Below are 11,943 nucleotides of genomic sequence, written 5' to 3'. Positions count from 1 at the left end.
GCGATCGCGCTGCGTCGGGGCGTGGTCCGAGCACCGTGGGTGCCGCCTCGGTGAGTCGTCAAACCCATTGCGCAACAATGGTTTCACCAGTCACACGCAGAGCCGAAGATGTCAGTGGTTCGCACTAGTGTTCGAAGCATGACGTCGAGTCTCGCCGATGCGCTGACCGCCCTGGAGGGTGCGGTCGGCGGGCTGGCCGGCGCCGACGTCGACGGCCTTTCGCACCGGGAGCTGCTGGAGTCCTACGCCGCGCTCGAGACGACGCTGCGTCGCGTGCCCGCCGTGCAGCACGCGCTGCTGGCGCGGCTCGACCGGGAGGCGACGCCGACGGACCTGGGTGCGACGTCGCTGAGCAAGCTGCTGATGCAGTGGTGCCGCATCGGCAAGGGCGACGCGCTGCGCCGCCTGGCGTGGGCGCGGCTGCTGGGTTCGCGCCGCGCGCTCGACGGGCAGGAGCTGCCACCGCAGCTCCCACAAACCGCCGCTGCGATCGCCGACGGCGCCATCGGTGACGACCACGTCCGGGTGATCAAGGACTTCGTCGCCGAACTGCCGGACGCCGTCGATCTGGAGACGCGCATCCAGGCGGAGCGGACGCTGGCCGAGTTGGCACGGCAGGTGGACCCGGTGGCGCTGGACAAGGCGGCGAACCGTCTGCTGGCGCACCTGCACCCCGACGGCACGCTGTCCGATGCCGACCGGCAACGCAAGGCAGGGTTGACGTTGAGTTCGCAGCAGCCGGATGGGATGAGCCGGCTCAGCGGATGGATCACGCCCGAGCTGCGGGCGTTGCTGGAGCCGCTGTTCGCCAAGTTCGCGGCGTTCGACGCACGCCGGCCCGATCCCGCGGGAGATCCGGCGGCGACGTCCGACTCGACGGGCGCATCGGAAGCAACCGGGGGGAGCGATGCGGCCGGTCCGGATGCGGACGGTGGGGACGCGGCCGGTGCGGACACGGACCGTGCGGACCGTGCCGATGCGGACAGTGCCGATGCGGCCGTTCCGGACGTGGCCGGCCCGGACGTGGCCGGCCCGGTGGACGAGGTCGGTCCGCCGTCGCACGCCCCGCTGTTCGACGAGCACGGCCGCACCCAACCCCGCCGTCAGCACGACGCGCTGCTGGTGATGGCTCGAATGTTGCTGTGCCGCAGCGATCTCGGGACGCTGAACGGTCTGCCGGTGTCAGTGGTCGTGACGACGACGCTGCAGGACCTCGAGCGCGGCGCGGGGTACGCCGTCACCGCCGGGGGCAGCCGGCTGCCGATGACCGACCTCATCCGGATGGCCGCCCACGCGCACCACTACCTGGCGGTGTTCGACCAACACACGTCCGCGGCGCTGCATCTCGGCCGCAGCCAGCGCTGCGCGACGGGCGCGCAGAAGCTGATGCTCTTCGCACGCGACCGCGGGTGTACCTGCCCTGGATGCGATGCCGCCGGCTACGTCACCCAGGCGCACCACGCGACCGCCGACTGGAAGGACGACGGCCAGACCAACGTCGACGACATGACGCTCGCCTGCGGTCCCGACAACCGCATGGTGGAGACCACCGAGTGGACCACCCGTCGGCGCAGGGACGGACTGGTCGAGTGGATCCCGCCGCCGCACCTCGACACCGGACAGACCCGCATCAACGTCACGCATCATCCCGAGCGCCTGCTCGCACCGAGCGACGACGACCCCTTCTAGCTCGACCCCTTCCAGCGGCGAAGAGGTCCACGCCGGATGACAGACTTCCGGCCATGGCCGTCGACGAACGCACGCTGACCGGGCGGGACTTTCCCGTGCACTGGCCGGCGACCACCCGGTGGACCGACAACGACATGTTCGGGCATCTCAACAACGCCAAGTACTACGAGCTGTTCGACACCGCGATCAACGGGTGGATCGGCACCAGCCTCGACCACGACCCGACCGCGGCGCCCTGGTTGGGCGTGGTCGCCGAATCGGGGTGTCGGTACTTCGCCGAACTCGCCTTCCCCGATCCGCTGACCGTCGGGCTCGGCGTGACGCGGCTCGGCACCAGCAGCGTGACGTACCGGCTGGCCCTGTTCGCCGCCGGCTCCACCGACGCACCTCACACCGGCGCACCCCACGACGCCGCATCCGACGCGACGGCCGCGGCCGTCGGGCACTGGGTGCACGTCTACGTCGACCGCACCACCCGGCGCCCCGTCCCGATCCCGGACGCCATCCGCGAGCTGCTGACCGGCGCCCAGATCTGACGTCTCAGCCGATCTCGTCCAGCCACCGGGCGATCGCTGCGACGGCGTCGCGGAAGAAGATCCGGTAGGGGCGATCGGCGACGTAGCCGATGTGCGGCGTGGCGGTGACGGTCGGCAGCGTCCGCAGCGGATGCGACGGCGGCAGCGGTTCGACGTCGAACACGTCGAGGCCGGCACCGGCGATGGCGCCCGTGCGCAACGCGTCGATCAGCGCTGCCTCGTCGACGATCGGACCGCGAGAGGTGTTGATTAGCAACGCCGTCGGCTTCATCGCGGCCAGCTCGGCGGCGCCGACGAGCCCGCGCGAGCGCTCACCGAGCTTCAGGTGCACCGTCAGCACGTCGGCGGTCGCGAAGAACTCGTCGCGCGGCAGGTACCGGGCGCCGGCCTCCGCCGCCGCCTCGGGAGTGAGGTTGGGGCTCCACGCGGCGACGTCCATCCCGAACGCCGCGCCGATCCGTGCGACGCGGCTGCCGATGCGGCCGACTCCGAGGACGCCGAGCACCCGGCGGTCGAGTTCACGACCGACGCCGACCTGCCAGCCGCCCGCGGCCACCGACTGCCGCTCGGCGACCAGGTTGCGGGCGGTCGCGAGGATCAGCGCCCAGGTCAACTCGACCGTCGACGCCACCGACCCACCCGTTCCGGTGACGCGGATGCCGCGCTCCTCGGCGGCGGCCATGTCGATCGACGCGTTGACGTTGCCGGTCGAGGCGATCAGTCGCAGCCGGGGCAGACGCTCGATCACGGAGCGCGGCAACGGTGTTCGCTCGCGCATCACCAGCACCGCATCGAACGGCTCGAGCCGCGCCACCAGGTCGTCGGCGTCGGCCACGTGGTCGGTGAACGTCGTGACCTCGGCGCGCGAGGTGACCGGCGACCAGTCCGCCGAGCGCAGGGCCACGTCTTGATAGTCGTCGAGGACGGCGACCCGGATCGGAGGGCTCATGGCCCCAGTCTGCCGGGCGGTATCCTCGCCCGATGCCCATCGTGAGCAAGACCGTCGAGGTGTCGGCGTCGGCCGCGACGATCATGGCGATCGTTGCGGACTTCGAGGCCTACCCCCAGTGGAACGAGGAGATCAAGGGCTGCTGGATCCTGGCCCGCTACGACGACGGCCGACCCAGCCAGCTGCGGCTGGACACCTCGGTGCAGGGCATGGAGGGCGTCTACATCCAGGCCGTCTACTACCCGGGCCCCAACCAGATCCAGACCGTGATGCAGCAGGGCGAGCACTTCTCCAAGCAGGAGCAGATCTTCTCGGTGGTCGAGATGGGACCCACCACGCTGCTGACGGTCGACTTCGACGTCGAGACCACCATGCCCATCCCCAAGCCGATGGTGAAGAAGGTCGTCGGCGACGCCATGGACTACCTCGCGGACAACCTCAAGGCCCGCGCCGAGCAGCTCGCCCACTGAGTCGACGCCTCACGTCCACAGTCCCAGCTCGTCGAGCCGTGCGGTGAGCCGGCGCGCCCCGTCGGTGAACTGCTCGCGGGTGAGCCGCACGGCGGCGTCGGCGTCGCGGCGCCGGAACGCCTCGATCAGGTCGTGGTGGTTGGCCAGCGCAACGCGACCCCACTGCGCGTCCTCCGCGTAGATCCGCGACGGCAGATACCGGGTCGCGTGCAGCAGGAACCACGCCAGCTTGACCCGGCCCGCCGCCAGGTTCACCACCCGCCGGAAGGCGAACTCCGCGTCCGCGACCGCCTCGCCGTCGTGCCGCTCGATCGCGTCGGTGACCTCCTCGACGAGGCGCTCGAGTTCGTCGATGTCGTCGTCGCTGATGCGCTCGGCGGCCGAGCGCACCAGCTGCGTCGCGATCGTCGCCTGTAGCCAGAAGAGGTCCTCGATGTCGCCGCGGGTGAAGGGCGAGACGACGTGTCCGCGGTGCGGCTCGAGCTGCACCATGCCCTCGCCGCGCAATGTGCGCAGCGCCTCGCGCACCGGGGTGATGCTGACGCCCAGCTCGGCCGCGGTCTCGTCGAGCCGGATGAAGGTCCCCGGGCGCAGCGCGCCGGACATGATCCCGGCGCGCAGGTGAGCGGCCACCTCGTCGGAGAGCTGCTCGCGCCGCACCGCCGGCCGGCGCGCGGGTCGGGTCGTCGTCTTCACGGGCCGTCCTCGAGGCGAAGTGCTCGGCCCGAGGCTTGTTCCCGGGCCACCAACCCCCTAGTGTGACCGGAGCAACACCATGTTTGATCAAATATCAGCGCGGCGCAACCGCGCGCGGACGGCGAGGGGGTGCATCGGACGGTGACCGCCTCGACCGTCGGCCCGGCCACCGGCACCGGCCAGTCTCAGCCCCCTGTCGTCGGGTCCCCTCTCGCCCAGCCCTACCTCGCCCGGCGCAACAACTGGACCACCCAGCTCGCCCGGCACGCGCTGATGCAGCCCGACGACACGGCGCTGCGCTTCGCCGGCCGCACCACCACCTGGGCCGACCTCGCCGCACGCGTCGACGCGCTGGCCGGTGCCCTGCACCGCCGCGGCATCGCCGCCGGCGACCGCGTCCTGATCCTGATGCTCAACCGCACCGAGTTCGTCGAGACGTTCCTCGCCGCGAACCTGCTGGGCGCCATCGCCGTTCCGGTCAACTTCCGGCTCACGCCGCCCGAACTGGCGTTCCTCGTCTCCGACTGCGACGCCCGGGTGGTGGTGACCGAACCGGTGCTGGCGAACGTCGCCACCGCCGTGCGCGACCTCGCGCCGGTGCTCGCCGACGTCGTGGTCGCCGGCGCGCCCACCGGGGACGGGGTCCTCGGCTACGAGGACCTGGTCGCCGAGGACGGGCGGCCGGCACCGGTGGTCGACGTCGAGAACGACAGCCCGGCGCTCATCATGTACACCTCGGGCACCACCGGACGGCCCAAGGGCGCGGTGCTCACCCACGCCAACCTGAGCGGTCAGACGATGACCGGACTGATCACCAACGGCGCGGACCTCGACCACGACGTGGGTTTCATCGGCGTGCCGCTGTTCCACATCGCCGGCATCGGCAACATGCTGCCGGGCCTCGCGCTGGGCCGGCCCACGGTGATCCACCCGCTGGGCGCCTTCGACCCCGGTCAGTTGCTCGACGTGCTCGAGGCCGAGGGCGTCACCGGCATCTTCCTGGTGCCCGCGCAGTGGCAGGCGGTGTGCGCCGCCCAGCGCGCGCGGCCCCGCCGGCTGAAGCTGCGGGTGTTGTCCTGGGGTGCCGCCCCGGCGTCGGACACGCTGCTGCGCGAGATGGCCGATACCTTCCCCGGCACCTCGATCCTCGCCGCGTTCGGGCAGACGGAGATGTCTCCGGTCACCTGCATGCTGCTCGGCGACGACGCCATCCGGAAGCTCGGCTCCGTCGGCAAGGTCATCCCGACCGTCTCCGCCCGCATCGTCGACGACGAGATGAACGACGTCCCCGTGGGCGAGGTCGGCGAGATCGTCTACCGCGCACCGACACTGATGGCCGGCTACTGGAACAACCCGCAGGCGACCGCCGAGGCGTTCCACGGCGGCTGGTTCCACTCCGGCGACCTGGTCCGCCAGGACGCCGAGGGATACGTCTGGGTGGTCGACCGCAAGAAGGACATGATCATCTCCGGCGGGGAGAACGTGTACTGCGCCGAGGTGGAGAACGTCCTCGCCGCGCACCCGTCGATCGCCGAGGTCGCCGTGATTGGCCGACCCGACGAGCGCTGGGGCGAAGTACCCGTTGCCGTGGTTGCCCTCGACGCCGGTGCGGCCGGGGTCGGTGGCGCCGGCCTGACGCTGGGCGACGTCGACGAATTCCTCACCGATCGGCTGGCCCGGTACAAGCACCCGAAGGCTCTCGAAGTGGTCGAGGCGCTGCCCCGGAACCCGGCCGGTAAGGTCCTCAAGACGGAACTGAGGGAACGGTTCGGCGCGGCAGTGCACGTTGACGTCCACGAAAGTAGTTCTGCGTCAACGGCTTCTGTCGACGACGGCGGGGCGTGACCGATGCGGACGGGTTTGCCACGGGCCAATGTCTCAATCCGACGGATGCGGTGCAGCGCCGCTCATCCATCGGGTACAGTCCTGTGGTCCGTCTTACTACCAACCAGTAGGGAGATGGCCATCACATACGCGGGGCTGACGCGAGGAGGGCGAGTGCGACGGGTTTTGCCGGTCCGCCGCAGTGGCTACGGCTGTGCGCGCCCAGCGATGGTCTGCGCGTGACGGCCCAGCAGCCGGGTCTGGTCGGGTACGTCCGCAACCAGGTGACCCCGGGCCTGACGGCCGTGGGCGGATTCGTCCGCATGTGCGTCCTCACCGCGAAGGCGACCTTCCGCAGCCCCTTCCAGTGGCGCGAGTTCATCCTTCAGGGCTGGTTCCTGATGCGGGTGGCCTTCCTCCCCACCATCGCCGTCGCGATCCCGCTGACGGTGCTCATCATCTTCACGCTGAACATCCTGCTGGCCGAGTTCGGTGCCGCCGACATCTCCGGCGCCGGCGCCGCTCTCGGTGCGGTTACCCAGCTCGGTCCGCTGGTAACCGTGCTGGTGGTGGCCGGCGCGGGCTCGACCGCCATCTGCGCCGACATCGGCGCCCGCACCATCCGCGAGGAGATCGACGCCCTCGAGGTGCTGGGCATCGACCCGATCCACCGCCTGGTGGTGCCCCGCGTGATCGCCTCGACGTTCGTGGCCTTCCTCCTCAACGGCGCGGTGATCACCATCGGCCTGGTCGGCGGCTTCGTCTTCGGCGTCTACATCCAGAACATCTCGGCCGGCGCGTACGTCTCGACGCTGACGCTCGTCACCGGCCTGCCGGAGGTGCTGATCTCGGTGGTCAAGGCCATGACCTTCGGCCTGATCGCCGGCCTCGTCGGCTGCTACCGCGGCCTGACGGTGTCGGGCGGCGCCAAGGGCGTCGGCACGGCCGTGAACGAGACGCTGGTCCTCTGCGTCATCGCGCTGTTCGCCGTCAACGTGGTGCTGACGACGATCGGCGTTCGATTCGGAACGGGGCGCTGACATGTCCACCTTCGCCGTCGTCCGCCAGCGCTTCCCCCGCGCCGTCGCCCAGGGCGAGCGGCTGGCCAGCGCGCCCGCCCGCGGCCTCGACAGCGTCGGCCACATCGCGTGGTTCGTCGTCACTGCCGTGGGTTCGATCGGCCACGCCGTGCGCTACTACCGCAAGGAGATGCTGCGGCTCATCGCCGAGATCGGCATGGGCACCGGCGCCATGGCCGTCATCGGCGGCACCGTCGCCATCGTCGGCTTCGTCACCCTCTCGGGCGGCTCACTGATCGCCATCCAGGGCTTCGCCTCGCTCGGCAACATCGGCGTCGAGGCCTTCACCGGCTTCTTCGCCGCCCTGGTCAACGTCCGCATCGCCGCCCCCGTCGTCGCGGGCCAGGCGCTGGCCGCCACGGTCGGCGCCGGCGCGACCGCCGAACTCGGCGCCATGCGCATCAGCGAGGAGATCGACGCCCTGGAGGTCATGGGCATCAAGTCGATCAGCTACCTGGTGTCGACGCGCATCATGGCCGGCTTCGTCGTCATCATCCCGCTGTACGCGATGGCGATCATCATGAGCTTCCTGTCCGCGCAGGTCACCACGACGCTCTTCTACGGGCAGTCGACCGGTACCTACGAGCACTACTTCCAGACGTTCCTGCGCCCGGACGACGTCGCGTGGTCGTTCGTGCAGGCGATCATCATCTCGGTCATCGTCATGCTCAACCACTGCTACTACGGCTTCTACGCCAGCGGCGGCCCGGTGGGCGTCGGCGAGGCCGTCGGCCGCTCGATGCGCGCCTCCCTCATCGCGATCGTCCTCGTCGTCCTGTTCGCTTCGTTGGCGCTCTACGGCACCAACGCCAACTTCAACCTCACGGTGTAGTGACATGACGAAGCCGAACCAGATCTCCTCGCCGGTCAACGCGCCGCGCACCCCGCCCTACAAGATCGCCGGCCTGGTGCTGCTGCTGGTCGCCGCGGTCGTGCTGGCGCTGGTGTGGGTGCAGTTCCGCGGCGGGTTCGCCAACCCGGAGCGGCTGACGCTGCTCTCCGCCCGCTCGGGCCTGTCCATGGACCCGGGCTCCAAGGTCACCTACAACGGCGTCGAGATCGGCCGCGTCACGCAGGTCGACGCCGTCGAGGTGGACGGGACGCCCAAGGCCAAGGTCCTGCTCGACGTCGACCGCAAGTTCCTCGGTCTGATCCCGTCGAACGTCGACGCCGAGATCAAGGCCAGCACGGTCTTCGGCAACAAGTACATCGCGTTCTCCACGCCGAAGGACCCCAGCGCGCAGCGGATCACCGCGTCGACGCCCATCGACGTCACCAACGTGACGACGGAGTTCAACACGCTGTTCGAGACCGTCGTCGAGGTGACCAAGCAGGTCGACCCGATCAAGCTGAACCAGACGCTGACGGCCACCGCCCAGGCCCTCGACGGCCTCGGTGAGCGCTTCGGGCAGTCCATCGAGACCGGCAACAAGATCCTCGCCGACGTCAACCCGCGGCTGCCGCAGCTGCAGCGCGACAACCGGGCCCTCGCCGGGTTCGCCGAGGTGTACGCCAACGCCGCGCCCGACCTCTTCGACGGCCTGAACAACGCCGTCACCACGGCCCGCACGCTCAACGAGCAGCAGGGCAACGTCGACCAGGCGCTGATGGGCGCCGTCGGCTTCGGCAACACGGGTGGTGACGTCTTCGAACGCGGCGGGCCCTACCTGACCCGCGGCATCAAGGACCTGCTGCCCACCTCGGCGCTGCTCGACGAGTACAGCCCGGCCCTGTTCTGCACCATCCGCAACTTCCACGACGTCGAGCCGAAGGCCCGCGCGGCGTTCGGTGGCGGCAACGGCTACTCGCTGAACACCCGCACCGCCATCATCGGCGCGGCGAACCCGTACGTGTACCCCGACAACCTCCCGCGCACCAACGCCAAGGGCGGACCGGAAGGACGCCCCGGCTGCTGGCAGCCCATCACGCGTGACCTGTGGCCGGCGCCGTACCTGGTGACCGACACCGGTGCCAGCATCGCGCCGTACAACCACTTCGAACTGGGACAGCCCATCGCCATCGAGTACGTCTGGGGACGCCAGATCGGGGAGAACACGATCAACCCATGAGAATCACCGGTACAGCGATCAAGCTCGGCGCCATGTCGTTGGTGCTGCTGTTGTTCACCGCGCTCATCATCGTGGTGTTCGGCCAGATGCGGTTCGACCGCACCACCGGCTACACGGCCCTGTTCAAGAACGCGAGCGGCCTGCGGTCGGGACAGTTCGTCCGCGCCTCGGGCGTCGAGGTCGGCAAGGTCACCGAGGTCAAGCTGCTGCCCGGTGGCGACCGCGTCGAGGTCCACTTCGACGTCGACCGCACCCTGCCGCTGTTCCAGGGCACCACCGCCTCGATCCGGTACCTCAACCTCATCGGCGACCGCTTCATGGAGCTCAAGCGCGGTGACGACCAGACGCGCCTGCCCGCCGGCGGCACCATCCCCGTCGAGCGCACCGAGCCCGCGCTGGACCTCGACGCCCTGATCGGCGGCTTCCGGCCGCTGTTCCGCTCGCTGGACCCGGACAAGGTCAACGGCATCGCCCAGTCGCTCATCACGATCTTCCAGGGCCAGGGCGGCACCATCAACGACATCCTGAACCAGACCGCGCAGCTGACGTCGGCGCTCGCGGACCGCGACCAGGCGATCGGCGAGGTGGTGCGCAACCTCAACACCGTCCTCGACACCACCGTGCGGCACCAGCAGCAGTTCGACGAGACCATCCAGAACTTCGAGAAGCTGGTCACGGGTCTGGAGAACCGCGCCGATCCGGTCGCGAGTTCGGTCGCCGAGATCAGCGACGCGGCGGGCACCATCTCCGACCTGCTGGCCGACAACCGTCCGCTGCTGCGCGACACCGTCAACTACCTCGAGGGCGTCCAGCAGCCGCTGGTCGACCAGAAGCAGGAACTCAACGACCTGCTGGTCAAGTTCCCGCAGGTCGTCCGGATCCTGGGTCGCGCCGGCGGCATCTACGGTGACTTCCTCAACTTCTACGCCTGCGACATCTCGCTGATCCTCAACGGTCTCCAGCCTGGTGGGCCGGTCCGCAAGGTGAAGCTGACCAGCCAGCCATCGGGTAGGTGCACGCCGAAATGAGGACTCTCGAAGGCGACAACCGGGTCCGCAACGGATTGAAGGGCATCCTCATCCTGTTGCTGGTCATCGGGGTGGGGCAGAGCTTCGCCAGCGTGCCGATGATCTTTGCCCAGCCGGTGTACTACGCCGAGTTCAAGGACACCGCCGGGATCAACGGCGGTGACAAGGTGCGCATCGCCGGCGTCGACGTCGGCGAGGTGCGCAGCACGGGCATCGACGGCGACAAGGTCGTGGTGGGCTACACGCTCAACGGCACCCGGATCGGCACCGAGAGCCGGGCGGCCATCCGCACCGACACCATCCTCGGGCGCAAGAACATCGAGATCATCCCCAAGGGGTCGAACACGTTGCCGCCCAACGGAACGCTGCCGTTGAGCCAGACGACGACGCCGTACCAGATCTACGACGCGTTCTCCGACTTGGCCGAGGCCGGCCTCGGCTGGGACACCAAGACCATCAAGCAGTCGCTCAACGTGCTGTCGGAGACGATCGACCAGACCTACCCGAATCTGAGCGCCGCGCTCGACGGGGTGGCCCGGTTCTCCGACACCATCGGCAAGCGCGACGACGACATCCAGAAGCTGCTGGCCAACGCCAACAAGGTGGCCGGCGTGCTCGGCAACCGCAGCGGGCAGATCAACGCGCTGTTCGTGAACACGCAGACGCTGCTGGGCGCGATCAACGAGCGTAACACCGCGGTGAGCGCTCTGCTGGAACGGGTTTCGGCCTTCTCCCAGCAGGTCGCCGGGTTCACGAAGGACAACCCGAACCTCAACAAGGTGCTCGAGCAGCTCCGCACGATCAGCGACGTGCTGGTGGCCCGCAAGTACGACCTGATGGACGTGCTGAGCAACGTCAGCAAGGTCGCGACCGCGCTGGGCGAGGCCATCTCCTCGGGCCCCTACTTCAAGGTCATCCTGATCAACATCCTCCCGTACCAGATCATCCAGCCGTGGGTGGACGCCGCCTTCAAGAAGCGCGGCATCAACCCCGAGGAGTTCTGGCGCAACGCGGGTCTGCCCGAGTTCCGGTACCCGGATCCCAACGGCCAGCGCTTCGAGAACGGCGCGCCGCCGCCAGCCCCGACGCCGCTGGAGGGCACGCCGGAGCACCCCGGTCCCGCCGTCATCGCCGGCTCGCCGTGTTCCTACGCGCCCGCTGCGGGCAACTTCCCGACCCCGGCGAACCCGCTGCCGTGCACGCAGGCCGAGAACGGCCCGTTCGGCCCGAACCCGTACGGCTCGAACAACTACGGGCCGCCGGACGTGCTGGGCCTGCCGCCGAACCCGAATGCGCCGCCGCCGGCTCCCGGCGTCCCCGCGGCCGCGTTCCCCGGTGAGTACTCGCCGCCGGTCCAGGGCACGCCGCCCCCGCCGTTCGTTCCCGGTCCTCCGGGTGCGCGCACGGTGCCGGTGACGCCCGGACCGGCCGACCCGTACATCGCGCCGGGATCGCTGCAGGGCGACGGGACCTCCCCGCTGCCGCCGCCGCTGACCGGTCCGCCGCCGCCCCCGGGCCCCGGGCCGCAGCTTCCGCCCGTCGACACCCCGCCTCTGCCGGGCAACCCCCCGTTCCTGCCGCCCGGCTCGCAAGACCAGTAGGA

General features: G+C 69.8%; 11 protein-coding genes. 9 read left to right on the top strand and 2 right to left on the bottom strand.

What is annotated here, in order from left to right; all coding sequences use genetic code 11:
• The first annotated feature begins 138 nt into the window (after nucleotides 1-138).
• Together FZ046_RS06055 and FZ046_RS06050 are read left to right on the top strand one after the other, a co-directional pair.
• Complete coding sequence (locus FZ046_RS06055; protein WP_070352699.1) at nucleotides 139-1,689, top strand: HNH endonuclease signature motif containing protein; 1,551 nt, start codon at nucleotides 139-141, stop codon at nucleotides 1,687-1,689.
• A 53-nt stretch (nucleotides 1,690-1,742) separates the two neighbouring features.
• Nucleotides 1,743-2,225 (top strand): acyl-CoA thioesterase, encoded by a 483-nt coding sequence (locus FZ046_RS06050; RefSeq protein WP_070352700.1) that lies wholly within the window; start codon nucleotides 1,743-1,745, stop codon nucleotides 2,223-2,225.
• 4 nt (nucleotides 2,226-2,229) lie between these two features.
• Here the strand turns inward: FZ046_RS06050 and FZ046_RS06045 are convergent, their stop codons facing one another.
• Complete coding sequence (locus FZ046_RS06045) at nucleotides 2,230-3,174, bottom strand: D-2-hydroxyacid dehydrogenase family protein (protein WP_070352701.1); 945 nt, start codon at nucleotides 3,172-3,174, stop codon at nucleotides 2,230-2,232.
• Nucleotides 3,175-3,206: 32 nt separating this feature from the next.
• Between FZ046_RS06045 and FZ046_RS06040 the strand changes: the two genes are divergently transcribed.
• Nucleotides 3,207-3,644, top strand: a complete 438-nt coding sequence (locus tag FZ046_RS06040) for an SRPBCC family protein (RefSeq protein WP_070352702.1) — start codon at nucleotides 3,207-3,209, stop codon at nucleotides 3,642-3,644.
• 9 nt (nucleotides 3,645-3,653) lie between these two features.
• On the opposite strand, the gene FZ046_RS06035 is transcribed toward FZ046_RS06040, so the two are convergent.
• Nucleotides 3,654-4,340 (bottom strand): GntR family transcriptional regulator, encoded by a 687-nt coding sequence (locus FZ046_RS06035; RefSeq protein ID WP_070352703.1) that lies wholly within the window; start codon nucleotides 4,338-4,340, stop codon nucleotides 3,654-3,656.
• A 141-nt stretch (nucleotides 4,341-4,481) separates the two neighbouring features.
• Between FZ046_RS06035 and fadD5 the strand changes: the two genes are divergently transcribed.
• From fadD5 to FZ046_RS06005, 6 genes are all read left to right on the top strand, one after another.
• A complete protein-coding gene (fadD5, locus tag FZ046_RS06030; RefSeq protein WP_083298164.1) occupies nucleotides 4,482-6,185 on the top strand; it encodes a fatty-acid--CoA ligase FadD5 in 1,704 nt (567 codons plus the stop codon).
• A 218-nt stretch (nucleotides 6,186-6,403) separates the two neighbouring features.
• Nucleotides 6,404-7,204 (top strand): MlaE family ABC transporter permease, encoded by an 801-nt coding sequence (locus tag FZ046_RS06025; protein ID WP_070352704.1) that lies wholly within the window; start codon nucleotides 6,404-6,406, stop codon nucleotides 7,202-7,204.
• A gap of 1 nt (nucleotide 7,205) precedes the next feature.
• The gene (locus FZ046_RS06020) at nucleotides 7,206-8,075 is read left to right on the top strand and encodes an MlaE family ABC transporter permease (protein WP_070352705.1); all 870 of its coding nucleotides are present in this window, start codon (nucleotides 7,206-7,208) and stop codon (nucleotides 8,073-8,075) included.
• 4 nt (nucleotides 8,076-8,079) lie between these two features.
• A complete protein-coding gene (locus FZ046_RS06015) occupies nucleotides 8,080-9,312 on the top strand; it encodes an MCE family protein (RefSeq protein ID WP_070352706.1) in 1,233 nt (410 codons plus the stop codon).
• Nucleotides 9,309-10,340 carry a virulence factor Mce family protein gene (locus tag FZ046_RS06010; protein WP_070352707.1) on the top strand — a complete coding sequence of 344 codons (1,032 nt, stop codon included), beginning with the start codon at nucleotides 9,309-9,311 and terminating at the stop codon, nucleotides 10,338-10,340. The genes FZ046_RS06015 and FZ046_RS06010 overlap by 4 nt, the downstream gene beginning before the upstream one ends.
• Nucleotides 10,337-11,941: an MCE family protein gene (locus FZ046_RS06005; RefSeq protein ID WP_070352708.1), complete on the top strand. Its 1,605-nt coding sequence runs from the start codon at nucleotides 10,337-10,339 to the stop codon at nucleotides 11,939-11,941. Before FZ046_RS06010 ends, FZ046_RS06005 begins: the two co-directional genes overlap by 4 nt.
• The last annotated feature ends 2 nt before the right edge of the window (nucleotides 11,942-11,943 follow it).

The sequence above is a fragment of the Mycolicibacterium grossiae genome, from assembly GCF_008329645.1.
GTDB lineage: Bacteria > Actinomycetota > Actinomycetes > Mycobacteriales > Mycobacteriaceae > Mycobacterium > Mycobacterium grossiae.
This window is presented reverse-complemented; position numbering and strand designations above follow the sequence as displayed.